A 24755-nucleotide genomic window follows, 5' to 3' on the forward strand; every position below is an offset into this window, starting at 1 on the left:
CGGCCCGCCGGCTCCCTCCCTCAGCCCCGCCGGCGGTTGCGCGCCCTGCCCGCCTTTGCCATCACACCGGCGTGAACGCGCAAGCACAGATCGGGGCCGACCGCCTCAGGCTGGTCAGCTCGGGGCCGGACCGTCTGGCGGCGCTGCTCGACCTGATCGCCGGGGCTCAGCATTCGCTCCGGCTGCTCTATTACATCTTCGCCCCCGACGACACGGGCACGCAGGTGCGCGACGCGCTGGTGGCGGCGGCGGCGCGCGGGGTGCGGGTCAGGCTGCTGCTCGACGGCTTCGGCAGCGCGGCCGACGATCCGTTCCTCGCGCCACTCAGCGATGCGGGGGCGGAAATCTGCCGCTTCATCCCCCGGCTCGGGCGGCGCTATCTGCTGCGCAACCACCAGAAGCTGGCACTGGCCGACGAGGCGGTGGCGATCATCGGCGGGTTCAATATCGAGGAGTCCTATTTCGCCGAGGGCGATCCCGATGGCTGGCGCGATCTGGGGCTGATTGTCGATGGCCCGGCGGCGGCGCGGCTGACCGGCTATTACGACATGGTGTTCGCCTGGTCGGGCCAGCCGCGCCCGCGCATGCGCGCGCTGCGCCGCGCGCTGTTCGGCTGGAGCGAGCGCGAAGGGCCGGTGCGCTGGCTGCTCGGCGGGCCGACCATCCGGATGAGCCCCTGGGCGGCCCAGCTACGCGCCGATCTGGGCGCGGCCACAAGGCTGAGGCTGATCGCCGCCTATTTCGCCCCCGCCCCCACCTGGCTGCGCCGCATCGAACGCGTCGCGCGGCGCGGATCGGCGCATCTGCTGACCGCCGGCCGGTCCGACAACGGCACCACCATCGCGGCGGCACGCTTCACCTATCCCGGCCTGTTGCGGCGCGGCGCGCGCATCCATGAATATGACCGGCAGCGGCTGCACACCAAACTCTATGTGATCGACGACATCGTCCATATCGGCTCGGCCAATCTCGACATGCGCAGCCTGTTTCTGAACATGGAGCTGATGCTGAGGATCGAGGATGCGGCGCTCAGCCGCCAGCTGAGCGCCTATTTCGAGGGCGAATGCGCAGCGGCGCGGCAATGGCGGCTGGCGGATCTGGCGGGCTGGCGGCACTGGCCGGGGCGGATCCGGCATGCGCTCGCCTATTTTCTGGTCGCCGTCGTCGATTACACGGTGTCGCGCCGCCTGAACTTCGGCGGCAGCCTCAACGTCGACAGCAAATAGGCGTCGGCCGGGGGCCGCTCAGTCCTTCCAGCCGAAGAAGCAGAAGCCGGGCGGCACGTTCCACAGCTCGACCGACCGGTCGATGCGCGGAAAGGCCGGTGCCAGCCAGCGCAGCGACTTGGCCGAGAACTGATAGACCAGAAATGCCCCGCCCGGACGCAGCACCGCAGCGGTCGCCGCCGCGATGCGCGCGGCCACACCCTCGGGCAAGGTCGAAAAGGGCAGGCCGGAGACGATGTAATCGGCCGCGTCATGGCCGAGATCGGCGATGATCTGTTCGACATCGGCCGCCGAGCCGCGGACCAGGCACAGGCGCGGATCGGCGATCTCGCGCTTCAGATAGTCGATGAAATCGGGATTGGGATCGATCGCGATCAGCACCGCATCGGCGGGCAGCCGGTCGAGGATCGGCCGGGTGAAAGTGCCGACGCCCGGCCCATATTCGACGAACAGCCGCACCCGCGCCCAGTCGACCGGGGCGAGAACGCGCGCGATCAGGCGCTGTGACGACGGCACGATCGATCCGACCATGGCCGGTGCCTTCAGGAACCCGCGCAGGAACAGGACCGGCGGCAGCCGCCAGAACGCGGCGGCACCGGGGATGCGCCATTTGCGGCGGGCGGTTGAAGCGGACATCGTCTCTCCTGACGCGGGGCGCGCGTCCGTCGCAAATCCGCCCCGCAATGGCAAGTCAGGGACGCCCCGTGCGCGACGGGCGGTTTCCGGGACCGGCTGAAAGACCAAGACTTTACAGCGCCCGCCATTGCCCTATCGCTGCCTGGGCAATGGCGGATCATGGTGACAGGGACATGCCGGCTGGCGGGGACGCGGAACTGAACGGCCATCATGGCGCGGCCCCGGACGGGCGGACGGCGGCGGCGCGCAGCCGACCGGCGCAGCCCCGCCGTTCAAGCTGCTGTTCATCGTCATGCTGGTGATCGCCGCCGGCAACACCGCGCTGCAATCGGTGCTGCCCGCGATCGGCCGGTCGCTCAAGGTGCCCGACAGCGCGGTCGCCGCGGCCTTTTCGGTGTCGGCACTGGTCTGGGTGATCGCCGCGCCGTTCTGGGCCGAACGGTCGGACCGGGCCGGGCGGCGGGCGATGGTGCTGCTTGGCCTGTTCGGCTTCATCTCGTCGGTGTCGCTGTGCGGGGCGTTCCTCGCCGCCGGCATCATCGGCTTGATCGCCCCCGGCGTCGCCTTTGGCGCCTTCATCCTTGCCCGCATGCTTTATGGCGGTTTCGGCGCCGCCGCCCCGCCCGCCGCGCAGGCCATCGTCGCCGCGCACAGCAGCCGCGAGGAACGCACGGCGGCGCTCACCCTGCTCGCCTCGGCCTTCGGGCTTGGCACCATCCTGGGGCCGGCGCTTGCGCCCTTCTTCGTGCTGCCGGTGGTGGGGCTCGCTGGTCCCGCATTCGTCTTTTCAGGCTTTGGCCTGATCGTGCTCATCTATGCCTGGGCGCGGCTGGGCGACGATCAGCCGGCCGCCGCGCACGGTGCCGCGACCAGCTATCCCTCGATCGGCGGCGAACCGACCGGGGCCAGCGTGCGCGCGGCGATGGCCGAAGGCCGCACCCCGCCGATGAAGCTCACCGAACCGCGCATCTGGCCCTGGATGCTGACCGGGCTGGTCGCCGGCCATGCGCAGGCGATGACCGGCCAGGCGATCGGCTTTGTCGTGCTCGACCGGCTCGGCCTGTCGACGGTCGCGGCGGCGGGGGCGACCGGGCTGGTGCTGATGACCGGCGCGGGCGCGGCTTTGCTCGCGCAATGGGGGCTGATCCCGACGCTGAAGCTGAAACCCCGCGAACTGGCGCTGTGGGGCGCATTGGTCTCGGCGCTCGGCTGTGTCGTGACCGGCTTTGCCACGTCGCTCCACATGCTGTGCGTCGCCTATGCGCTCGCCTCGCTGGGCTTTGGTTTTCTGCGCCCGGCCTTCACCGCGGGCGCGTCGCTCGCGGTCGGCGCGGACGAACAGGGCGCGGTCGCCGGGCGCACCACTTCGGTCAACGGGGCCTGCTTCGTGCTCGGCCCGTCGGTCGGCGTCGGCATGTATGAAATCTGGCCGCCTCTGCCCTATCTGGCCGCGGGTGCCGCGCTGCTGGCGCTGCTGCCCTATCTGGCCGCGCGACTCGCCCGCTGAACCCCGGGATCAAAAAAAAGGCCGGTCCAAATGGACCGGCCGGAAAAGTTTTTAGGAGAGGATGCCTGAAAGGCCCGTCCTATGTGCAGTGCAGCATGGGTTTGTGCAAGTGCGAAGTGCGAAATATGCATTGCATAAACTGCAATCATGATATGACGGCAGGCGCAGCGGGCGTGGCTCCGCATTCAGCAGGGGACGACAGGGGTGCGCCGGCTTCCGCCGATGACCGCGATCGAGGCATTTCAGCAGGTGGCCCGGCTCGGCTCGGTCAAGGCCGCGGCGGAGGAACTTGCGCTGTCTTCCCCTGCGCTCAGCCGGCGCGTGCAGACGCTGGAGCGGTTTCTGGGCCGGCCGCTGTTTGATCGCCTGCCCCAGGCGATGCGGCTGAATGGCGACGGCGAACGGCTGATGGACGCCATCGCCCCGCATCTGTCGGGCCTTGCCCAGGCGATTGAGGGGTTCACGAGCAGCGCGCCGGTGCTGCGGCTGCGGCTGGGGGTGCTGCCCTTGTTCGCAACGCAGCAATTGCTGCCGCTGCTGCCTGACCTGCGCGCCGCCCATCCCGAACTGCATCTGGACATCGACACCGCGCCGCACAGCCTGTCGCGGCTGGGCGACGATCTCGACGCGACGATCTGGCTGGCGCGCGACATCGATCCGGGGCTTTACGCCTATCGGCTCGACCGCAACCAGGTTCTTGCCATCGGCGCGCGCAGCATGACCGAGGGGCCGGACGCGCTCCGCCATCCGCGCGATCTGGCGCGCACCACGGTATTCCTGCACCGCGACCTGCCGGATGCGTTCGACGCCTTTTGCGCCGCGCTCGGCCTGGGGCGGATCGAGCCGCAGGCGATCGACCATTATGATTCGGGACAGCTGATCCTGGAGGCAGCCGCGCAGGACTGGGCGTTGCGATGATGCATGAAAGCCATCTGCGCAATGCCAATGACCCGCGTCTTGTCAGGCTGTTCGACGTGTCGGCGACCAGCCCCTACAGCTATTGGTTCGCCTGCCGCCCGCGCGCCCTCAGGGCCCCGGCGGTCGCGATCTTCCACCGCTGGCTGACCGGACGGTTCGGAGATGGCGCAGACGCCGCCGCCTGACCGGTCAGGCCGCGCGGCGCTGGGTCGCGCTCAGCCAGGCACGGGCCTGGCGCTGCGCTTCGGCGATTTCGCGCGCGGTCATTTCCTCGGCGATCTCGGCCCGGCATTGCTGGGCGCGGGCAAGGCCCGCCAGCGCCGACAGGTTGAACCATTTATGCGCCTCGATCAGGTCGACGCTCAGGCCGCCCGCCCCGAGGAATAGGCTATACCCAGTTCAAAACAGGCCTGAGCATCGCCGCGGGCGGCATCGCTCAGCCGCGACTCGATCAGGAACGCCGCACTCTTGTAGCTGCTGCCCATAAGGCCCCCTCCGCTTGCTACCGTGGACAGGATTGGGCGGCGGGACTGAAAAAATGGTTAACGCCCGGTCAGGGACGTGCCGGGTATATGGGAGGCCGGGTGGGGGTGCGGGCCGGTGCCGTTCTTCCCGAACAAACGACTCCCCGCACCGCGACAAAAACGTCCCCGCTCAGCCGGGCATCACCGCGATATTGTCGATCAGCCGGGTCGTGCCCAGCCAGGCGGCGGCGAGCAGGCGGGCCGGGCGGTCGAGTCGGTCGAGCGGGGCCAGCGTCGCGGCATCGGCAAGCGCGATATAGTCGATCGGCCCGAAGCCTGCGCGAACGAGCGCGGCCTCCGCCCGCGCCAGCGCCTCGGCAATGTCGCCGCCCGCCGCGATCGACCCCGCCGCCTCGCCCAGCGCGCGCGGCAGTGCACGGGCCTGGGCGCGTTCTTCCTCGGTCAGATAGGCGTTGCGCGACGACAGGGCGACGCCATCCTCCTCGCGCTCGGTCGGCACGCCGATGATCTCGATCGGGAAATCCAGATCCGCGACCAGCCGGCGGATCACCGCCAGCTGCTGATAATCCTTTTCCCCGAACAGCGCGATGTCGGGACCGACCTGGTTGAACAGCTTGGCGACGACGGTGGCGACGCCGTCGAAATGGCCGGGCCGCGCCGCACCTTCAAGCGGGGCGGTGACGCCGCCGATCGTAATCGCGGTCGCAAACCCCGCTGGATACATGGTGTCCACCTCGGGCGCCCAGAGCAGCTGGCACCCCGCCTCGGCCAGCATCGCCTGATCCTTGGCCAGCCGGCGCGGATAGCGGTCGAGATCCTCATGCGCGGCAAACTGGCGCGGATTGACGAAGATCGACGCGACGACATGGGGCGTGCGGCGGCGCGCCTCTTCGACCAGCGCGATATGGCCGGCGTGAAGCGCGCCCATGGTGGGGACGAACGCGACCGGCTGGCCATCGGCGCGCAGGGCGGCGACGGCGTCGCGAAGCGCATCGATCTGACGGATGGTTTGCACGGCTGGACGGCCTCCGATATGGGCGGCGCTGAATAGGGGCCGGATGCCGGCCATCAAGACTCTCAAGGGGCCGAACCGGATCTCATGTCCTCAGACCGCACACATATCATTGTTTTTGCAAACGAAAAAGGCGGGACTGGCAAATCGACCACGGCGGTCCATGTTGCGGTCGCCCTCGCCGCGCAGGGCCGCCGCGTCGCCGCACTCGACCTTGATCATCGCCAGCGCACCCTTGCCCGCTATCTGGAAAACCGCGCCGCGACGGCCAGGCGCCGCCAGGTCGATCTGCCGACGCCGCGCGTCGACACGCATGGCGAGGGCGACGAGCAGGCGTTTCTCGACAAGGTTGCGGCGATGTCCGAGGGCGCGGAGTTTCTGGTGATCGACACGCCGGGCCGCGACGATCCGATCGCGCGGCGCGCGGCATCGCTTGCCAACACGCTGGTCACGCCGATGAACGACAGCTTTGTCGATTTCGATCTGATCGGCCAGGTCGACCCGGAAAGCTACAAGGTCAGCCGGCCAAGCTTTTATTCCGAACTGATCTGGGACGCGCGCAAGGCCCGCGCCAAGGCCGATGGCACGACCATCGACTGGGTGGTGCTGCGCAACCGCCTGCAGCATATCGAGGCGCGCAACATGCGCCGCGTGGGCGAGGCGCTGGCGGCGCTGGCGCGGCGCGTGGGCTTTCGCCTGATCCCCGGCCTTGGCGAGCGCGTCATCTACCGCGAGCTGTTCCCGAGCGGGCTGACGATGCTCGACATCGGCCAGATCCAGGATGTCGGGCTGGGCCATGTCGCCGCGCGGCAGGAGTTGCGCGAGCTGGTGGCGGGGCTTGGCCTGCCCGACGGCCAGGGCGGTGCGGCCGCGGACAGCGCCGGGGCCTGATGGCAAAGCTGGTCACGCTGCTGGCGCTGGCCGCGCTGGCCCTGTTCTGGTGGCGGGGCCGCGCGGCGCGGCGCGGCAGCACGCGCATCGCGGGGGCGAAGCGCGGTGCGGGCGATGCCGGGGTGGCGGGCGTGGCCGAGGCGCGGCAGCTGCTGGGCGTCGCCGGCGATGCCGATGCGGCGGCGATCCGCGCGGCGCACCGCCGGCTGATGGCGCGGGTCCATCCCGATGCCGGGGGCAGCGCGGCGCTGGCCAACCAGGTCAATGCCGCGCGCGACCTGCTGCTGCGCGAGATCGAACGAAGCGGCAACAATTGAGCGTTAAGGCAGCGGCCCGACGGCGCGCTGCCCGATAAGGAGGTTTGATGTCACATCAGTTTCACCCCAGCTGCCTGCGCGAATATGACATTCGCGGCGTGATCGGCCAGACGCTCGGCGCCGAAGACGCTTATGCGATCGGCCGCAGCTTTGCGACGCTGCTGCGCCGCGCCGGGGGCACGCGGGTGGCGCTGGGCTGGGACGGGCGCGACAGTTCGCCGATGCTGGCCGAGGGGCTGGCGCGCGGGCTGACCGACAGCGGCTGTTCGGTGGTGCGGGTCGGGCTGGGCGCGACGCCGATGCTGTATTTCGCCGAAGCGGTGCTCGACGTCGATGGCGGCATCCAAATCACCGGCAGCCACAACCCGCCCAGCTATAACGGCTTCAAGATGGTGTTCCAGCACCGGGCGTTTTTCGGGGCGGACATTCAGGAAATCGGCCGGCTGGCGGCGGCGGGCGACTGGCTGGCGGCGGACGCGCCGGCGACGATCAGCGATGTCGAAATCCTTGACCGGTATGTTGCCCGGCTGGTGCAGGGCTTTGCCGGCGGCGCGTTCCGCATCGGCTGGGACGCGGGCAATGGTGCCGCCGGCCCGGCGCTCGAAAAGCTGGTCCGGCTGCTGCCCGGCGAGCATCATCTGCTCTACACCGATGTCGATCCCGCTTTCCCCAACCATCATCCCGACCCGACCGAGGAGAAGAACCTCGCCGATCTGAAGCGGCTGGTGGCGGACAAGGGGCTGGATTTCGGCATCGCCTTTGACGGCGATGGCGACCGCATCGGCGCGATCGACGGCGAGGGCCAGGTGGTGTGGGGCGATCAGCTGCTGACCGTGCTCGCCGAGGCGGTGCTGGCCGATCTGCCCGGCGCCACCGTGATTGCCGATGTGAAGGCCAGCCAGGCGCTTTACGACCGCATCGCCGAACTGGGCGGCACGCCGCTGATGTGGAAGACCGGCCACAGCCTGATCAAGTCGAAGATGAAGGAAACCGGCGCGCCGCTGGCCGGCGAGATGAGCGGGCACATCTTCTTCGCCCATGATTATTACGGGTTCGACGATGCGCTCTATGCCGCCGTGCGGCTGATCGGCGCGCTGACCCGCGCCGGCCGCCCGCTCGCCGAGCTGCGCCGCGCGATGCCGCAGATGATCAACACGCCCGAAATGCGCTTCCAGGTCGACGAGACGCGCAAATTCGCCGTTGTCGACGAAGTGCTGGCGCGGCTGGAGGCCGAGGGCGCGACCGTTGACCGCACCGATGGCGCGCGCGTCACCACCGCCGATGGCTGGTGGCTGCTGCGCGCGTCGAACACCCAGGATGTGCTCGTTGCCCGTGCCGAGGGCCGGTCGGCGGACGGGCTCGACCGGCTGGTCGCCCAGATCGACGACCAGCTTGGCCGGTCGGGCATCGTGCGCGGGCCGCAGGCCGGGCACTGACGCCCGGCCGCTGCTCTACCCGGCAAGCGGGATCAGCACCTCGTTGCGGCGCATCGCCGCCGCGACGAACGGGCTGTTGTAGAATGCATGTTCAGCCGCCCCGCCGGTCAGGCCGCGCGCCGCCAGCCAGGCGCGCAGATCGGCCTCGCGCCGGACGAGCGCGGCATCGTCGGCGCGGCCGTTGAAGCGGATCGCCGCCACCCGCCGCGCCGGCACATCGGCAATGTCGACCCCGGCCGCCGGGGCGGGCAAGGTGTCGCGGCGATAGCCGGCGGGCATGATGAAGCGCGTGCGCCAGCGGCCGGGTGCGGCCGCGTCATGCAGCACCGGGGCGGTCATCGCGATCTTCTCCCCCTCGCGCGACTTGGCGAAGATATAGCGGGCAAGCTTGCGAAAGCCGCGATCAAGGCTCGACTTGCGGTCGCCGGGATCCTCGGACTGGGCGACCAGCAGCGCCGGATAGTCGCGGATCTCGATCGCCCCGGCGCGTTCGACCACCCGGTAGCCGGGCTGCGCCGCCCGCGCCTCGCGCCGCGCATAGAGATAGGCGCTCGCCGCCACCGCCGCGACGCCGCCGATTGCCAGCCACCGTCCCCATTTCGCCATCAGTCGTCCTCGTCCTCATAGCCGCGAATGTCGAGCGCGCGCGCCTTGATCTGGCGGGTGGCGCACCAATGGACAAGCGCATCCTCGCGCCCATGCGTCACCCACACCTCGCGCGGGGCGATTTCGGTGATGGTCGCGCACAGCTCGTCCCAGTCGGCATGGTCGGAAATGATCAGCGGCAGCTCGACATTGCGCTGGCGGGCGCGCTGGCGGATGCGCATCCAGCCCGATGCCATGGCGGTCAGCGGATCGGGCAGGCGGCGGCTCCAGCGATCATTGAGCGCAGCAGGCGGGCACAGCACGATATGCCCGGCCATGTCGGCGCGCGCCGCGCCCGCCACCGGGCGCAGATCGCCGAGCGCGACGCCGTGCGCGGCATAAAGCGCGCACAGCCGCTCCATCGCGCCGTGCAGATAGATCGGCGCATGATGGCCGCGCAGCCTGAGTTCGGCGATGATCCGCTGCGCCTTGCCAAGCGCATAGGCGCCCAGCAGCACCGCCCGGTCGGGATTGGCATGGACGGCGGCGAGCAGCCGGTCGATCTCGTCCCCGGTATCGGGATGGACGAACACCGGCAGGCCGAACGTCGCTTCGGTCACGAACACGTCGCAGGCGACGGGTTCGAAGGGCAGGCAGGTGGGATCGGCCCGGCGCTTGTAATCGCCCGACACCACGATGCGTTCGCCGCGATGATCGAGCACGATCTGCGCGGAGCCGAGCACATGGCCCGCCGGCACGAAGCGCACGGCGACATCGCCCAGGTTCAGCACCGCGCCATGATCGACGGGCACCGCCTGTTGCGGCCCGTAGCGCGCATCCATGATCGCCAGCGTCGCCGGCGTTGCCCAGACACAGCCATGGCCGCCGCGCGCATGATCGGCATGGCCATGGGTGACGAGCGCGCGGGGCTTGGGCCGCGACGGATCGATCCACGCATCGGCGGCGGGAATGTAAATGCCCTCGGCGCGCGGCTCGATCCAGTCGCCGAGGCGCGCCATGCCGCCGCTCAGCCGGCCGCGCGCACCCCGCCCCGGCCGGCAAGCGCCGCCCCGGCCAGCGCAGCCGCCAGCCGCGCCGCATAGCCGGGCAGGATGTCGGCCCAGGGCGCGAGCGCGATATTGCCCAGCCCCGCGAGCAGCGCGATGTCGATGGCGACGAAGAACAGCGCAACCAGCGCGCCGCCGAACAGCGCGGTGCGCCGGTCACGCCCGCGCCCGATCCACCAACCGAGCAGCGCCATGATCGGCACGCCGGTCGCAAGCGCGATGGTCGGCGCGGCGGCGGTCGCATAATCGACATAGGCCTGCTGACCCTGCCCCGGCGCAACCGCCAGCGCATAGACAAGCACCCAGATGACGCTGGCGGCAACCCCCAGCACCACGGCGAGAATGGCGAGCCCGAAGGCGCGCGGAGCGATCTGTCCCATGGGCTGAAGCCATTAATCCCCCGCCGCCCGGATCGCAAACCGTTATCGCCGGAGGGCAGGCGCGGCGCGGGCGCAGCGCAGGTGACGAGGGGTGGTTTGGGGGGTGAAGGGGGTTGCGCGCCGCGCCCCGGCGTTCCACTGGACTGGGCATGGCCGACGCCATGGCAGACAAGGGCGCCGCCGCCCCGGAACTCCCCCGTGCGCGCCTGCCGGCCCGGATCGCCGGCTGGTTCGCAGCGCGCGGCTGGACGCCGCGCCGCCACCAGCTCGACATGCTGGGGGCCGCGGCACAGGGCCGCCATGCGCTGCTCGTCGCGCAGACCGGGGCGGGCAAGACGCTGGCCGGATTCCTGCCGACGCTCGTCGATCTGGCCGAGGATCCGGGCGACGGGCTGCACACGCTTTACGTGTCGCCGCTCAAGGCGCTGGCGGTCGATGTGCAGCGCAACCTGATGACGCCGATTGCCGAAATGGGCCTGGGCATCACCGTTGAGACCCGCAGCGGCGACACCCCGTCCGACCGCAAGGCGCGCCAGCGCGCACGCCCGCCGCACATCCTGCTGACCACGCCTGAATCGCTCAGCCTGTTGCTGTCCTATCCCGACAGCGCGGCGCTGCTCGCGACGGTCCGGCGGGTGGTGATCGACGAGGTTCACGCCTTTGCCAGCGGCAAGCGCGGCGACCTGCTGGCGCTGTCGCTCGCGCGGCTGCAGGCGATCGCCCCGGGGCTGACCCGCACCGCGCTGTCGGCGACCGTTGCCGATCCCGATGCCTATCGCGCCTGGCTCGCGCCTTATGGCGACATCGACTCGGTCGCGCTGGTCGAAGGGGAGCCGGGGGCGCCGCCGGTCATCCGGATCGTCATTCCCGATGATCGCATCCCCTGGGCCGGGCATAGCGGCCGCTATGCCGCGCGGCAGGTGATGGCCGAAATAGCGCGGCGGCGCACGACCATCGTGTTCTGCAACACGCGCAGCCTTGCCGAACTGATCTTCCAGGATCTGTGGACGCTCAACGACGCGCAGCTGCCGATCGGCATCCATCATGGCAGCCTGTCGGTCGAGGCGCGGCGCAAGGTGGAAGAGGCGATGGCCGCGGGGCGGCTGCGCGCGCTGGTCGCCACCGCCTCGCTCGATCTGGGGGTCGACTGGGGCGATGTCGACTGCGTGATCCAGATGGGCGCGCCCAAGGGATCGTCGCGGCTGCTGCAGCGCGTCGGGCGGGCCAATCACCGGCTCGATCAGGCGTCGGAGGCGCTGATCGTGCCCGGCAACCGGTTCGAATATCTGGAGGCGCGCGCCGCCGTCGATGCGGTGGCGGACGGCACGCTCGACCAGGAACGGTTCCGGCCGGGGGCGCTCGACGTGCTCGCCCAGCACATCATGGCGTGCGCCGCCGCCGCGCCGTTCGACGAGGCGGCTCTCCTCGATGAAATCCGCGCCGCCCTGCCCTATTCGGGGCTGACGGCAGAACTGTTCGCCGAGGTGATCGGCTTTGTCGCCTCGGGCGGCTATGCGCTCAAAAGCTATGACCGGTTCCGCCGGCTGGCCCGCGACGCCGACGGGCGCTGGCGCGTCAGCCACCCGGCCTTTGTCGCCCAGCACCGGCTGAATGCCGGGATCATCGTCGAAGCGGCGATGCTGAACGTCCGCTTCCGCAACGGCCGCAGCCTCGGGCGGGTGGAGGAAGGCTTTGCCGCGACCCTTGGGCCGGGCGACACCTTTTCCTTCGCCGGGCTGACGCTGGAGGTCGAGCGGGTGGAGGCCGAGGATGTGGTCGTGCGCGCCACCAGCCGCCCGGCGCGGGTGCCGACCTATGGCGGGGCGCGCATGCCGATTTCCAGCCATCTGGCCGACCGGGTGCGCGCATTCCTGGCCGATCCGGGCCAGTGGCCGCGTTTTCCCGCCGATGTGCGCGAATGGCTGGAGATGCAGGCCCGCCGGTCGCGCCTGCCCCGCCCCGGCGAACTGCTGGTCGAAACCTTCCCGCGCGAGGGGCGGCATCACCTTGTCGCCTATACATTCGAAGGCTGGAACGCCAACCAGTCGCTCGGCATGCTGCTGACGCGGCGGATGGCAAATCTCGGGCTGCAGCCGCTTGGTTTTGTCGCCAGCGACTATGCGCTCGCCACCACCAGCCTTGCGCCCATTCCCGATCCCGCCGCGCTGTTTTCGCCCGACATATTGGAACATGAGTTTGTCGAATGGGCACAGCAAAGCTCGCTGCTCAAACGCGCCTTTCGCGAGGTGGCGGTGATCGGCGGGCTGGTCGAGCGCCAGCATCCGGGCAAGCGCAAGACCGGCCGGCAGGTCAGTTTTTCGACCGACCTGATCTATGACGTGCTCACCCGCTATGAGCCCGATCATCTGCTGCTGAAGGCGGCGTGGGACGATGCCCGCGCGCGGATGACCGATCTGGGGCGGCTGGCGGCGCTGCTCGAACGCGCCGGGCCGACGATGCTGCACATGGATCTGGCGCGCGTCAGCCCGCTTGCGGTGCCGGTGCTGGTGCTGATCGGGCGCGAACGCGTGGCCCCGCGCGATGTCGACGACCAGCTGCTGATCGAGGCCGAGGCGCTGGCCGCAGAGGCGATGCTGGCGGATTAGGCGCGAACCAGGCAATATGGCGGGCGGAGAAGGATCAAGACCATGTCGACCGCTTTTGCCCCGCTGCTCGCGGCTCTTGCCCTCGCGTCCGCCAGCGCGACGCCGCCCGCTTTGCCCGCCGTGTCCGCCCCGACACCCGCAGCGGATGCGCAGGCGACCGAGGACGGCGATGCCGATCCGCTGGCGACGCTCGATCTGGGCGCGGACCGTGCGGCGCGCATGACCGTGCCGGTCGCGATCGGCGGGCTGTCGGACATTCCCTTTGTCGTCGATACCGGGGCCGAACGCACGGTGGTGTCACGCCAGCTGGCCGAACGGCTGCAGCTTGCCCCCGGCCCGGTGCGCCGGCTGATCACGGTGACGGGGACCGATCAGGTGCGCACGGTGATCGTGCCGGATCTCGAGGTCTCGGGCACCGCCATCGCCCCCATCGAGGCCCCGGCGCTTGAGGCCGTGCATATCGGCGCGGCCGGACTGCTCGGCCTCGACAGCCTGCAGACGCGGCGGCTGGTGCTGGATTTCAAGGCCGGCCGAATGACGGTGTCGGCGGCGCGCAAGCGCGAGGAAAGGCGCGACGAGGACATGATCGTCGTGCGCGCCAAAAGCCGGTTCGGGCAGCTGATCCTTGTCGATTCGAGCATCGAGAACCAGCGCATCCAGGTGATCATCGATACCGGCGCTGAAACCAGCATCGGCAATCTGGCGCTGCTGCGCCGGCTGGGCAACCGCCACCGCGCCGGGCCGCTGCTCCCCGTCGGGCTGACCAGCGTGACCGGCGACACGATCAGCGCGCAGTTCGCCCATATCCGCCAGATCCGCATCGGCGGGCTGACGATCAACAATCTGCCCGTCGCCTTTACCGACGCCGAACCGTTTCGCCGCTTCGGCCTTGCCGACCGGCCGGCGATGCTGCTCGGCATGGATGCGCTCAGGCTGTTTTCGCGCGTGTCGGTGGATTTCGCCAACAAGCAGGTCAGGTTCGTGCGCGGCGGGTCATCCGCGCTGCCCGCGCGCACCGAGCTGGCGGCGCGCTGACCATGGCCTGGCCCCGCCCCGCCGCGACCATGATTGCGGCGTTCGCGCTCACCGCCTGCGCGGCGGCGGACATGCCGGCCGCTGCCCCGGCCGAAAATCCCGCCCGGGATGCCCGGGCGCTGCACATGAGGCTGCTGGCGCTCGACACGCATCTCGACACGCCGGTCAATCTCGGCCGGCCCGGCTGGCGGATCGCCGACCGGCATGATTATGCCAGCGATCTGAGCCAGGTCGATCTGCCGCGCATGGCCGAAGGCGGGCTGGATGGCGGGTTTTTCGTCATCTACACCGAACAGGGACCGCTCGACGCCGCCGGCTATGCCCGCGCCGCCGATCATGCCTGGACGCGGGTGCGCCAGATCCGCGCGATGGTGGATGGCAGCGGCGGGCGCATGGCGCTGGCGACCAGCGCGGCCGAGATCGAGCGCCAGGCCGCGCGCGGGCGGATCGTCGTGCTGCAATCGATCGAGAACAGCTATCCGCTGGGCGACAGTGTCGCGGCGCTCGCCGATTTCCACCGCGCCGGCGTGCGGCTGGCCGGGCCGGTGCACAATGGCGACAACCAGTTCGCCGATGCGGCAAGCGGCGGGCGCAGCCGCCATGGCGGGCTGAGCGCGCTCGGCCGGCAATGGGTGGCGGAGATGAACCGGCTGGGCATGGTGATCGACGCCAGCCACGCCTCCGACGCCGCGTTCGACCAGATGCTGGCGCTGTCGCGCGCGCCGATCATCCTGTCGCATTCGGGCCCGCGCGCGGTGTTCGATCATCCGCGCAACCTCGACGATCAGCGGCTGAAGGCGCTGGCGGCGCGCGGCGGCGTGGTGTTCGTCAACAGCATCTTCCTCGCCCCGGTCGACCGCAGCCCGGCGCGCCAGGCGCTGTGGGCGAAACGCGAGGCGATGGACCGGATGGACCCGGCAGAGCAGCGGGCGGTGGCGCTGGAATGGGCGGCGCTCGACCGGCTGCAGCCCTATAATCCGGCGACCTTCGATCAGTTCATGGCCAGCCTGCTGCATTGCCTGAAACTGGTCGGCCCCGATCATGTCGGCATCGGCGCGGACTGGGATGGCGGCGGCGGCGTGACCGGCATGATCGACGTTGCCGCACTGCCGCGGATCACCGCCGCGCTGCGCGCCGCCGGCTATTCGGACGCCGACATCAAGAAAGTGTGGAGCGGCAATCTGCTGCGCGTCATGCGCGCCGCCGAAGGCGCGGCGCGCTGAGCGGGGGTCGGCGCCTCAGGCGGCGATCGGGAAACGCAGCAGCCGGTTGCTGAGCGCGACCAGCGCTTCGGCCCCTTCGCCGGCGGCGCGGCGGATTTCGGGATGGCCGGCATCCAGCCCGCCGGTCAGCGCGCCAAAGGCGGGCAGGATCAGCTTGGCCGGGCTGCGCACGAAGCAGCGCCGCGCCACCTGCCGCCCGCGCACGCGGACACGCAGCTTGGGATGGAAATGCCCGGACAGTTCGGGCCGGGGATCGGCGGGATCGGCCTCGTGGCGCAGCACCAGCCCGTCGACCACCGCTTCGTCGAGCAGCTGGCCCGGCAGCGGGCGTGATCCGGACGGGGCGGGATCATGATTGCCGGTGATCCAGAACAGCCGCGCCGATGCCGCCAGCCTGTCGATCAGCGCGCGCGCCGCATCCGGCAGCCGCGCGCTGCCATCGGCATCGTGGAAACTGTCGCCCAGGCACCAGATTTCGCGCGCGCCGGTCTGCCCGGCGAGCGCCGCCAGCGCTTCGAGCGTCGCCTGCGAATCATAGGGCGGCAGCATCTGCCCGGTGCGCGCGAACCAGCTTGCCTTTTCCAGATGCAGGTCGGCGACCAGCAGCGCCTGCCGCGCCGGCCAGAACAGCGCCCCTTCGGCAAGCGCGGCCAGTTCGTGCCCGGCGAACGAAAAGCGAACCATGGCCCAAGCCCTAACGGCTTTGCCCGGCGATGCAAATGGCGGCACCGGCGGTTTTGGGGTCGGCTTTAGCGGCTGAGCAGCGCCGGAAAGGTCCGCGCCAGCGCCCTCAGCTTGGGCACGTCGTGCGCGCGGATATAGGGATGGTCCGGGTGCCGGGCCATGAAGTCCTGATGATAGGCCTCGGCCGGGTAGAAGCGCCCGGTTTCGATCCGGGTCGCGATCGGGCGGGCAAAGACGCGGGCCGCGCCAAGCTGGGCGATATAGGCGCGCGCGACGCGGGCCTGCGCGGCATCGGCGGGAAAGATCGCCGACCGGTAGCTTGGCCCGACATCCGGCCCCTGACGGTCGATCTGCGTCGGATCATGGGCGACCGCGAAGAACACGCGCAAGAGCGTCGCATAGCTGATCCGGCGCGGATCATAGACGATGCGCACCGCCTCGGCATGGCGGCTGCGCTGGGCCGAGACGATGTCGTAGCGCGCATCGCCCGCCGCCCCGCCCGCATAGCCGGATTCGACCGACACCACCCCGGCCAGCCGCTCGAACACCGCCTCCACGCCCCAGAAACATCCGCCCGCCAGCACCGCCGTCGCGCGGGGCGAGGCGGCGGGAATATCGGCCTGCGCGGGCGGCACCGCCACCGTCGCCGCCCCGCCCGGCGCCAGAGCGGCACCGGCAAGCAGCGCGGCGGCGGCCAGCCTCATCGCGCGGCCTGCGCCATCACCGCGCCGGCCTGCGCCGCCGAGCGGGCGGCGATTTCGGCCTCGTCGGGGGCCAGCGCCCGGTCGGTCGCCTGCCAGCCGAGCAGCAGCACCGCCCCCAGGGCGAAACCGCCGAGAAACTGGCGGAGAAGGGCGGAGCGGAAAAAGGACATGGGCTTTCTCTGTCGGGTCCGGGCGCGTCCGCGGGGACCGCCCGGTTCGGTGGCTGAGCTACGTTTCGGGATCGCAAATGGATGCTGGACGCCCGCTGAACCAGAGGGCGCACCATGCAGATTTTCGATCAGCCCGCTTGAGCGGGCCGATCAATGGGCGCGCCGGATCAGCGCAGCGCCGCGCACGCCTCCTGAATGCGGGTGCAGGCATCGCGCAGCACCGCATCCGACGTCGCATAGCTGACGCGGAAGGCCGGCGACAGGCCGAACGCCGCGCCCGACACGGCGGCCACCCGGGCATGATCGAGGAAATAGTCGATCAGATCGTCATCGGTTGCGATCCGCCGCCCGTCGGGCGTGGTCTTGCCGATCAGGCCGCTGGCGTCCGGATAGACATAAAACGCCCCTTCGGGCGTCGGGCAGGACAGACCGGGGGCGGCGTTCAGCATCGCCACCACCATGTCGCGGCGGACGCGGAACGCCGCCTGACGCTCGGCCAGGAAATCCTGCGGCCCGGTGAGCGCGGCGACCGCCGCTGCCTGGGCGATCGAGCAGGGGTTGGACGTCGACTGCGACTGGAGCTTGCCCATCGCCTTCACGATCCAGTCCGGCCCGGCGGCATAGCCGATGCGCCAGCCGGTCATCGCATAGGCCTTGGAACAGCCATTGACGGTCAGGATGCGGTCCTGAAGGTCCGGGCACAGCTGGGCGAGCGTCGTGAACGGGAAATCGGCGTAGAAGATATGCTCGTACATGTCGTCGGTCATGACGAGGACATGCGGATGGCGGCGGATCACCTCGCCCAGCGCCTGCAGTTCGGCGGCGCTGTAGGCGGCACCGCTCGGGTTCGACGGCGAGTTGATCAGCACCCAGCGCGTGCGCGGCGTGATCGCGGCGTCAAGTTGTTCGGGGGTGATCTTGTAGCCCTGATCGGCGCCCGCCGCGATGAACACCGGGGTCGCGCCGGCATAGGCGACGATGTCGGGATAGCTGACCCAATAGGGCGCGGGGATCACCACCTCGTCACCCGCATCGCAGGTCGCGACGATCGCGTTGAAGATCGTGTGCTTGCCGCCGACATTCACGCTCACCTGCCCCGGGGTGAAGGTCAAGCCGTTGTCGCGGGCGAATTTGGCGATGATCGCCGCCTTCAGCTCGGGCGTGCCGTCGACATTGGTGTATTTGGTCTGGCCGCCGCGAATGGCGGCGATCGCCGCCTCCTTGACGAAATCGGGCGTGTCGAAATCGGGTTCGCCCGCCGACAGGCCGATCACATCGACGCCCTGCCGCTTCAGTTCGCCGACACGCTGGGTCATCGCCAGGGTGGCGGACGGCTGGATGCGGCCGAGTGCTGCGGAAAGACGGGTGACGGAGGGGGCGGACATGGGCACTCCTTTGCGGGCAGGCCCGCCGGGCTATAGCGGACGCAGCCGCGCCCGCAACAGTCCGCGCAGCGCATTCCCGATCAGGAACCCGCCGGCCAGATCGGCCGGCACCAGATCGGCCTCGCGGGCGCGGCCTTCGGCGATCAGTTCGGCGCGCAGCACCCCGGGCAGCAGCCCGCGCGCCAGCGGCGGGGTGAGCAGCATTCCGTCCCGCTCGACGAACAGATTGGTGAAGCTGCCTTCGGTCAGAAAGCCCTCGGCATCGACAAAGGCGACCTCGAACGTGCCGGCGGCGCGGCGCGGATCGTCGTAAAAGGCGCGGTCGCTGGTCTTGTGCACGCGGCGCAGATCGGCGCGCGGCACCGTCATTTCGGCCAGCGCGACCTCGACCACCTCCGATGGCGCGGGCGGCATCGGCCGCACCTCGACCGCCAGGCTGCCGCCGGCCGAGGCAAGCAGCCGCACCCGCGCCGGCGCGCGCAGGCGGAAGGTCGCGGCCTGCAGCTCGTTGCGCGCGGCATGGCGGTTGAAGGAAAAGCCGAGCGCCGCCGCACTCGCCTTCAGCCGCGCCAGATGCGCCTCCAGCCGCAACAGACCGTCCTCGGGATCAAAGGCGATCGTCTCGATCAGGTCAAAACCGGCGTCAGACGCCACAAAGGCTCCTTTGGACAGGCATTCGCGCCATTCATCGGCGGGATCGGAGTCCGCGACAATCCCCGATCCCATCGCCAGCAGCGCCCGATCGGCCCCGGGCGTCGTCACCAGGGTGCGGATCGCGACGTTGAACGCCGCCCCCCCATCCGGATCGACGCGCCCGACCGCCCCGGTATAGACGCCGCGCGGGGCCTGCTCCAGCGCGGCGATCACCTCCATCGCGCGGATCTTGGGCGCGCCGGTGATCGATCCGCACGGAAACAGCGCCGTCAGCGCATCGATGGCGTCGCAGCCGGGCCGGATCCGCGCCGTCACCGTCGACACCATCTGCTGGACCGTCGGATAGTCCTCGATCCGGAACAGCTCGGGCACCGCGACACTGCCGGCAATGGCGACGCGGGCAAGATCGTTGCGCAGCAGATCGACGATCATCAGATTTTCGGCCCGCTGCTTGGGATCGCCGGCCAGCCGTGCCGGATCGCTGCCCGGCGGGGCGGTGCCCTTCATCGGCCGCGCGGTCAGCACACCGCCTTCAAGCGTGAAGAACAGCTCAGGCGACAGCGACAGGATCCAGTGGTCGCCGGTAAAGACCAGCGCGCCATGCGCGGCGCGGGCGCGGCGGCGCAGCCCGGCATAAAGCGCCAGCGGGTCCCCCGCCCAGCGCGCGGCGGCGGGAAAGCTGATATTGGCCTGATAGATGTCGCCGGCGCGGATCGCGTCCTGCGCCGCCGCGACGCGGGCCAGATAATCGGCGCGCGCGACCAGCGGTTCAGGCGCGCCGATCCACGCGCCCGCCGGATCGGGCAGAAACGCATCGGCATCGACGCGTTGCGGCGCGCCGAACAGCCCGAACCACAACAGCGGCGGGGCCGATGGCTGTCCCGCAGCGCCGGGCAGGGCCGCAAGGCGCGGCTCGAACGCGGCGGCGGCTTCATAGGCGATGAACCCGGCGGCATGGTGGCCGCGCAGCACCGCGAGCGCCGCGGGCACATCCCCCGGCCGGTCCGCCCGCACCACGGCCTGCGGATCGCGGTAGAGCAGCGCCTCGCCGGTGCGGGCATTGTCGAGAAGAACGAACGGGGTCACGCCGCCGCCCTCATGCCGCCTGCCCCGGCAGATGCAAGCCCGGGCTGCACCGCGCGCCCCACCGCGCCCCCCTTGCCCGCACCGGCGCGCCGCGCCACATGGCCGGGCATGACCAACACTCTCCCCCCGCTCAGGGCCATGATCGTGCCGGTGACGCCGCTGCAGCAGAACTGCACGCTGTTCTGGTGCACGCGCACCAATCGCGGCGCGCTGGTCGATCCGGGGGCGATCTGCCGAAGCTGAAGGACGCGGTGCGCCAGGCCGGGTGCGCGATCGAGAAGATCCTGATCACCCACGGCCATATCGATCATTGCGGCCAGGCCGGGATGCTGGCCGCCGACCTCGGCGTGCCGATCGAAGGCCCGCATGAGGATGACCGGTTCTGGATCGCCCAGCTCGCCGATGACGGGCGGCGTTACGGCATTGATGGCCGCCCGTTCGAGCCGGACCGCTGGCTGGTCGATGGCGACGAGGTGACGGTGGGCGAGCTGCGGCTCGGTGTCCGCCACTGTCCCGGCCATACGCCCGGCCATGTCGTGTTCCACCACGCGCCCTCGCGGCTGGCGATCGTCGGCGACGTGCTGTTCCAGGGTTCGATCGGGCGCACCGATTTTCCCCGAGGCAATCATGCCGATCTGATCGCCGCGATCACCACCCGGCTGTGGCCGATGGGCGACGACACCAACTTCGTCCCCGGCCATGGCCCGATGTCGACCTTTGGCCATGAACGCCGGACCAATCCGTTCGTCGCCGACCGGGTGCTGGCCGGCTGACGGCCGGCACCCGGTTTCGCATCAGCCGAGATCGGCGGTCACGAACTCGGCGCAGCGTTCGCCGATCATCACGGTCGGGGCATTGGTGTTGCCGCTGACGATGCGCGGCATGACCGAGGCATCGGCGATATAGAGCCCGTCGAGCCCGCGCACCTTCAGCCGCGGATCGACAACGGCATCAGGGTCGCTGCCCATGCGCGCGGTGCCGACCGGGTGATAGACGGTATCGGCGCGGTTGCGGATGATCTCGACCAGCCGGGCATCATCCTCGATCCCCGCCGTGTGCCGGTCGCGCCCGCCATGACGCGCCAGCGGCGGCGCTTCGAGGATGCGGCGCATCAGCTTGGTGCCGCGCAGCAGCACCTCAGTATCGCGGTCGTCCGACAGGAAGCGCGGATCGATGACCGGCGCGGCGCGCGGATCGGGGCTGCCCAGCCGCACCGTGCCGCGGCTTTCCGGGCGCAGCACGCAGACATGGCAGGAAAAACCGTGCGCCTTCACCCGCGTGCGGCCATGATCTTCCAGCACCGCCGGCACGAAATGGAACTGCACATCGGGCACCGCGACATCGGGGCTGGTGCGGGCAAAGCCGCCGGCCTCGGCATAAGGGGTGGTCAGCCGCCCGGTGCGGTGGCGCAGCCATTCGACGATCGCGCCGATCTGCTTGACCGCGCCGCGCGCCGATCCGCCCAGAAACTCATAGCCGTCGGTCTCATAGCCCGACACATAGTCGATATGGTCCTGCAGGTCCGCGCCCACCGCCGCGCGGTCGAGCACCACCGGAATGCCCTGTTCGCGCAGATGGTCGGCCGGGCCGATGCCCGACAGCATCAGCGTCTGCGGCGTGCCGAACGCGCCGGCGGACAGGATCACCGCGCCGCGCGCGCCAAGCGTCTCGGTCCGTCCGCCACGGCGGATGGTGACCGACCGGGCACGGCCATTTTCCACCCCGATCTTTTCGACCAGCGCGCCGGTCTTGACCGCCAGCCGCCCGGCCGCGACCTCGGGCTCGACATAGCCGCGCGCCACCGACCAGCGTTCGCCGCGATATTGCGTCACCTGATACAGGCCGACGCCTTCGAACTGGGGACCGTTGAAATCGTCGCTGCGCGGCAGCTGCAGCGATGCGCCCGCTTCGATGAAATCAAGGCTGCCGGGGTGCGGCCAGTTCTGGTCCGACACCTTGAGCGGCCCGTCGCCGCCATGATGGGCGTCAGCCCCGCGCACATTGCCCTCGGCGCGGCGGAAATAGGGCAGCACCTCGTCATGGCTCCACCCGGTCGCGCCCAGCTCGGCCCAGCGATCATAGTCCCAGGCGCAGCCGCGGATATAGATCATCGCGTTGATCGCGCTCGACCCGCCCAGCCCCTTGCCGCGCGGCTGATAGCCGCGCCGGCCGTTGAGCCCCGGCTGCGGCACGGTTTCGAACCGCCAATTGGTGTTTTTGGGCAGAAAGGGCAGCATCCCCGGCGCGCGCACCCGCCAGCTGGTGTTGGTGCCCCCCGCCTCGATCAGGCAGACCCGGTATCGCCCCCCGGACGCCAGCCGGCCGGCGACGGCGCTGCCGCCCGATCCGCCGCCGACGACGATGATGTCATACTCTTCCACGCCACTCTCCTCTGTTCTTTTTCTCTGATTGTCTCGCTGGTGTCGCGGCTGCCGTCATGGCTCCAGCCCGGCGGCCCGAACGCATAGAGCAGGCGCGCCCGCCAGCCGGGGGCGCGCGCCACGTCGCGGGCGATGCCGACCCATTCGTGAAAGGCCGCCCAGATCAGGTTGAAGCGCCCGAGATTCTTGACCAGCCCGTAGCGCGGCGGAAGATCGTCACGCTCCGCCGTAAACGTGCCGAACATCCGGTCCCAGATGATGAACACGCCGGCATAATTGCGGTCGAGATAGGCGGCGTTGGTCGCATGGTGGACGCGGTGGTGCGACGGCGTGTTCATCACCGCCTCGAACCAGCGCGGCATCCGGCCGACCATCTCGGTATGGATCCAGAACTGGTAGATGAGGTTGAGCCCGGCGCAGAAGAACACCATTTCGGGCGGAAAGCCGATCAGGAACAGCGGCAGCCGGAAGATGAAGGCCAGGCTGATGAACCCGGTCCAGGTCTGCCGCAGCGCGGTCGACAGATTATAATGCTGGCTCGAATGGTGGATGACATGGCTGGCCCAGAACCAGCGCACCCGGTGGGCCGAGCGGTGAAAGAGATAATAGGCCAGATCGTCGAGCACGAAGCACAGGATCCACGCCCACCAGGCAAAGCCGATGTCGAACAGAGCAAGGCCGTGGACGGCGACCGCAAGGCTGTAGACCAGCCCGGCGCTGAGCGCCCCGGCGACCGTCGAGCCGAACCCCAGCATCAGCGAGGTGAAGGTATCGCGCGGGCAGTAGCGGCGACGGTCGCGCGCGCGCGCGACCAGCATTTCGGCAAGGATGAGCAGGATGAAGCCCGGCACCGCATAATCGACCGGATCGGGCAGTTCAGCCATTGACGCTCTCCGCCACGAACTGCGCGCCGTGGCGGCGCACGCGCAGCGCCCGGCCATCGACCCCGGTCACCAGCGCGCCGGCGCGGTCGCCATCAAGCGTGGCGGCAGCAGCGATGAAGCCCGGCATCTCCGCCTCGGCAATGGCACAGGCCTCGGCCTCGTCGGCGAGCGCCGCGCCGCCCAGGCCCAGCGCGCGGGCGATGAAGGCGAGCAGCAGCACCCCGGCGAGCGACCCTGCCATCAGCGCGATGTTCATGGCCGGCCGTTCATCGCCCGGCGCCAAGCGCCTCGATCATCGCCTGGATCGGCCGCAGGTCGTAACCGGCGGCGGCCGCCTTTTCGACCAGCGTGGCGGGATCGTCGCCCATCCGGGCGCGGGCGAGCGCCCAGAGAAAGCAGGAGCGCGTGCCCGACCGGCAATAGGCAAGCACCGGCCCGCGCGCCGCCGACAGCGCTTCGACCATCGCATCGATCTGCGCATGGCTGAACCCGGCATGGGTGACGGGGATGGCACGATAGCCAAGCCCGACGACGCGCGCCGCGCTCTCGACCTCCACCGAGGCGGGCTGGCCGGCCTCCTCGTCATCGGGGCGGTTGTTGATGATGAGCGCAAAGCCCTGTTCCGAAAGCGGGAGCAATTCGGAGGGCCAGATCTGCGGCGCCACGGCCATGCGTTCGTCGAGACGGTGGATCATGCCGGAACTGTAACCGGATTTACCCCGTTGTGAATAAGCGATTTCGCGGACGCGGGCGATCAGATCGCCGGACGGCAAAACGGCCCCGCACGTCGCCATGCGGGGCCGTCGGCCATGATCGAAGACCGGTTCAGGCGTAGGCGATGCGCGACCGCCGGACGCGCAGCGCGCCGCCGGCAAGCGCGAAGCCGCCGATCATCAGCGCCCAGCTTTCCGGTTCGGGCACGGCGGCAATGTTGCCCGGGCCGCGGATTTCGGCCGAATAGGCGCCGGCATCGATGTTTTCGTAGCCAGTGATGACGAGGAAATAGGTCGTACCCGCCGTCAGATTGGTGGTGAAGCCCGCCAGGCCGATAAGGGGATTGTCGTCATTGCCGACGATCACATTGGCAAAGGGCGTCAGCGGGTTGAAGCTGTTGGAATAGAGGAAGGCGTAATTGTCCCAGCCGCCGACCGCGGTGGACTGGAAGCTGTAGGCCCCGTTCGCATCGACGGCGAACTGGTGGAAACGATAGGCAACAGCCGTGCCGACCCCCGATGCCGGCGGCGTCGGCGGATTGCCCTGGATCGGCCGGTTCCACAACGGCCCGCCGCTGGTGTTGCCGGTGAACACGATGGTGCCGGCCGACGCGGCAGATGCGCAGACGGTGGCAAGAGCAGCAGCCACGAACAGACTGGTCTTCATGATCGCACCCCTTCTGAATGAACTCCCCCGAGAAGGTTGACGTTCATCTTCTGTTAACCAAGAGTCAAGCGGCGATGACGTCCCGTTCCGAGACGGAAACGCC

23 protein-coding genes and 3 pseudogenes are annotated in these 24755 nt (G+C 69.9%); 10 read left to right on the top strand and 16 right to left on the bottom strand.

Features of this window, described 5'->3' with window-relative positions; all coding sequences use genetic code 11:
- Positions 1-71: 71 nt before the first annotated feature.
- Complete coding sequence (locus tag GVO57_RS01210; protein ID WP_233281424.1) at positions 72-1226, top strand: phospholipase D-like domain-containing protein; 1155 nt, start codon at positions 72-74, stop codon at positions 1224-1226.
- A gap of 18 nt (positions 1227-1244) precedes the next feature.
- Here the strand turns inward: GVO57_RS01210 and GVO57_RS01215 are convergent, their stop codons facing one another.
- On the bottom strand, positions 1245-1862 hold the full coding sequence (locus GVO57_RS01215; RefSeq protein WP_160591181.1) for a class I SAM-dependent methyltransferase: 618 nt from the start codon (positions 1860-1862) through the stop codon (positions 1245-1247).
- Positions 1863-2154: 292 nt separating this feature from the next.
- On the opposite strand from GVO57_RS01215, the gene GVO57_RS01220 reads away from it, so the two are divergent.
- Positions 2155-3369 carry an MFS transporter gene (locus GVO57_RS01220; RefSeq protein ID WP_160591183.1) on the top strand — a complete coding sequence of 405 codons (1215 nt, stop codon included), beginning with the start codon at positions 2155-2157 and terminating at the stop codon, positions 3367-3369.
- Between the two features lie 204 nt (positions 3370-3573).
- Positions 3574-4472, top strand: a pseudogene (locus GVO57_RS01225) (LysR substrate-binding domain-containing protein).
- A gap of 4 nt (positions 4473-4476) precedes the next feature.
- On the opposite strand, the pseudogene GVO57_RS14735 reads toward GVO57_RS01225, so the two are convergent.
- Positions 4477-4772, bottom strand: a pseudogene (locus GVO57_RS14735) (hypothetical protein).
- 169 nt (positions 4773-4941) lie between these two features.
- Positions 4942-5787 (bottom strand): pantoate--beta-alanine ligase, encoded by an 846-nt coding sequence (gene panC / locus GVO57_RS01235; RefSeq protein ID WP_160591185.1) that lies wholly within the window; start codon positions 5785-5787, stop codon positions 4942-4944.
- 84 nt (positions 5788-5871) lie between these two features.
- On the opposite strand from panC, the gene GVO57_RS01240 reads away from it, so the two are divergent.
- The 3 genes from GVO57_RS01240 to pgmG are packed head-to-tail and all read left to right on the top strand — an operon-like array spanning position 5872 to position 8428.
- Positions 5872-6675 carry a division plane positioning ATPase MipZ gene (locus tag GVO57_RS01240; protein WP_160591187.1) on the top strand — a complete coding sequence of 268 codons (804 nt, stop codon included), beginning with the start codon at positions 5872-5874 and terminating at the stop codon, positions 6673-6675.
- Positions 6675-6992: a J domain-containing protein gene (locus GVO57_RS01245; RefSeq protein WP_160591189.1), complete on the top strand. Its 318-nt coding sequence runs from the start codon at positions 6675-6677 to the stop codon at positions 6990-6992. The genes GVO57_RS01240 and GVO57_RS01245 overlap by 1 nt, the downstream gene beginning before the upstream one ends.
- Before the next feature lie 47 nt (positions 6993-7039).
- On the top strand, positions 7040-8428 hold the full coding sequence (pgmG, locus tag GVO57_RS01250; RefSeq protein ID WP_160591191.1) for a phosphoglucomutase/phosphomannomutase PgmG: 1389 nt from the start codon (positions 7040-7042) through the stop codon (positions 8426-8428).
- A gap of 15 nt (positions 8429-8443) precedes the next feature.
- Here pgmG and GVO57_RS01255 read toward each other — a convergent pair whose 3' ends face one another.
- Genes GVO57_RS01255 through GVO57_RS01265 form a run of 3 tightly spaced genes read right to left on the bottom strand, consistent with a single transcriptional unit; the run spans position 8444 to position 10460 of the window.
- Positions 8444-9034 carry an SOUL family heme-binding protein gene (locus GVO57_RS01255; protein ID WP_160591193.1) on the bottom strand — a complete coding sequence of 197 codons (591 nt, stop codon included), beginning with the start codon at positions 9032-9034 and terminating at the stop codon, positions 8444-8446.
- On the bottom strand, positions 9034-10032 hold the full coding sequence (locus tag GVO57_RS01260; protein ID WP_160591195.1) for a ligase-associated DNA damage response exonuclease: 999 nt from the start codon (positions 10030-10032) through the stop codon (positions 9034-9036). The genes GVO57_RS01255 and GVO57_RS01260 overlap by 1 nt, the downstream gene beginning before the upstream one ends.
- Before the next feature lie 8 nt (positions 10033-10040).
- On the bottom strand, positions 10041-10460 hold the full coding sequence (locus GVO57_RS01265) for a hypothetical protein (RefSeq protein WP_160591198.1): 420 nt from the start codon (positions 10458-10460) through the stop codon (positions 10041-10043).
- 161 nt (positions 10461-10621) lie between these two features.
- Here GVO57_RS01265 and GVO57_RS01270 point away from each other — a divergent pair, with 161 nt between their 5' ends.
- From GVO57_RS01270 to GVO57_RS01280, 3 genes are read left to right on the top strand one after another with little or no spacing between them, the layout of a single operon-like run.
- A complete protein-coding gene (locus tag GVO57_RS01270) occupies positions 10622-13066 on the top strand; it encodes a ligase-associated DNA damage response DEXH box helicase (protein WP_160591200.1) in 2445 nt (814 codons plus the stop codon).
- 42 nt (positions 13067-13108) lie between these two features.
- Positions 13109-14101, top strand: a complete 993-nt coding sequence (locus GVO57_RS01275; RefSeq protein WP_160591202.1) for a retroviral-like aspartic protease family protein — start codon at positions 13109-13111, stop codon at positions 14099-14101.
- A gap of 2 nt (positions 14102-14103) precedes the next feature.
- A complete protein-coding gene (locus tag GVO57_RS01280) occupies positions 14104-15324 on the top strand; it encodes a dipeptidase (protein ID WP_160591204.1) in 1221 nt (406 codons plus the stop codon).
- 15 nt (positions 15325-15339) lie between these two features.
- On the opposite strand, the gene pdeM is transcribed toward GVO57_RS01280, so the two are convergent.
- The 5 genes from pdeM to pabB all read right to left on the bottom strand — a co-directional run bounded on the left by pdeM (position 15340) and on the right by pabB (position 20007).
- Complete coding sequence (gene pdeM / locus GVO57_RS01285; RefSeq protein ID WP_160591206.1) at positions 15340-16008, bottom strand: ligase-associated DNA damage response endonuclease PdeM; 669 nt, start codon at positions 16006-16008, stop codon at positions 15340-15342.
- A gap of 65 nt (positions 16009-16073) precedes the next feature.
- A complete protein-coding gene (gene msrA, locus GVO57_RS01290; RefSeq protein ID WP_160591208.1) occupies positions 16074-16712 on the bottom strand; it encodes a peptide-methionine (S)-S-oxide reductase MsrA in 639 nt (212 codons plus the stop codon).
- Positions 16709-16882 carry a hypothetical protein gene (locus GVO57_RS01295; protein WP_160591210.1) on the bottom strand — a complete coding sequence of 58 codons (174 nt, stop codon included), beginning with the start codon at positions 16880-16882 and terminating at the stop codon, positions 16709-16711. The genes msrA and GVO57_RS01295 overlap by 4 nt, the downstream gene beginning before the upstream one ends.
- Before the next feature lie 167 nt (positions 16883-17049).
- On the bottom strand, positions 17050-18267 hold the full coding sequence (locus tag GVO57_RS01300) for a pyridoxal phosphate-dependent aminotransferase (protein WP_160591212.1): 1218 nt from the start codon (positions 18265-18267) through the stop codon (positions 17050-17052).
- A 30-nt stretch (positions 18268-18297) separates the two neighbouring features.
- Positions 18298-20007, bottom strand: a complete 1710-nt coding sequence (gene pabB, locus GVO57_RS01305) for an aminodeoxychorismate synthase component I (RefSeq protein WP_160591214.1) — start codon at positions 20005-20007, stop codon at positions 18298-18300.
- Between the two features lie 108 nt (positions 20008-20115).
- On the opposite strand from pabB, the pseudogene GVO57_RS01310 reads away from it, so the two are divergent.
- Positions 20116-20780: pseudogene (locus GVO57_RS01310) on the top strand (MBL fold metallo-hydrolase).
- 21 nt (positions 20781-20801) lie between these two features.
- On the opposite strand, the gene GVO57_RS01315 reads toward GVO57_RS01310, so the two are convergent.
- From GVO57_RS01315 to GVO57_RS01335, 5 genes are all read right to left on the bottom strand, one after another.
- The gene (locus GVO57_RS01315) at positions 20802-22388 is read right to left on the bottom strand and encodes a GMC family oxidoreductase (protein ID WP_160591216.1); all 1587 of its coding nucleotides are present in this window, start codon (positions 22386-22388) and stop codon (positions 20802-20804) included.
- On the bottom strand, positions 22292-23272 hold the full coding sequence (locus GVO57_RS01320) for a sterol desaturase family protein (RefSeq protein WP_160591218.1): 981 nt from the start codon (positions 23270-23272) through the stop codon (positions 22292-22294). The genes GVO57_RS01315 and GVO57_RS01320 overlap by 97 nt, the downstream gene beginning before the upstream one ends.
- On the bottom strand, positions 23265-23528 hold the full coding sequence (locus GVO57_RS01325; protein WP_160591220.1) for a hypothetical protein: 264 nt from the start codon (positions 23526-23528) through the stop codon (positions 23265-23267). The genes GVO57_RS01320 and GVO57_RS01325 overlap by 8 nt, the downstream gene beginning before the upstream one ends.
- 10 nt (positions 23529-23538) lie before the next feature.
- On the bottom strand, positions 23539-23967 hold the full coding sequence (locus GVO57_RS01330) for a TIGR01244 family sulfur transferase (RefSeq protein WP_160591222.1): 429 nt from the start codon (positions 23965-23967) through the stop codon (positions 23539-23541).
- Between the two features lie 130 nt (positions 23968-24097).
- Positions 24098-24652, bottom strand: a complete 555-nt coding sequence (locus GVO57_RS01335; protein WP_160591224.1) for a PEPxxWA-CTERM sorting domain-containing protein — start codon at positions 24650-24652, stop codon at positions 24098-24100.
- Between the last annotated feature and the right edge of the window lie 103 nt (positions 24653-24755).

This window comes from Sphingomonas changnyeongensis (genome assembly GCF_009913435.1).
GTDB classification, from domain to species: domain Bacteria; phylum Pseudomonadota; class Alphaproteobacteria; order Sphingomonadales; family Sphingomonadaceae; genus Sphingomonas_B; species Sphingomonas_B changnyeongensis.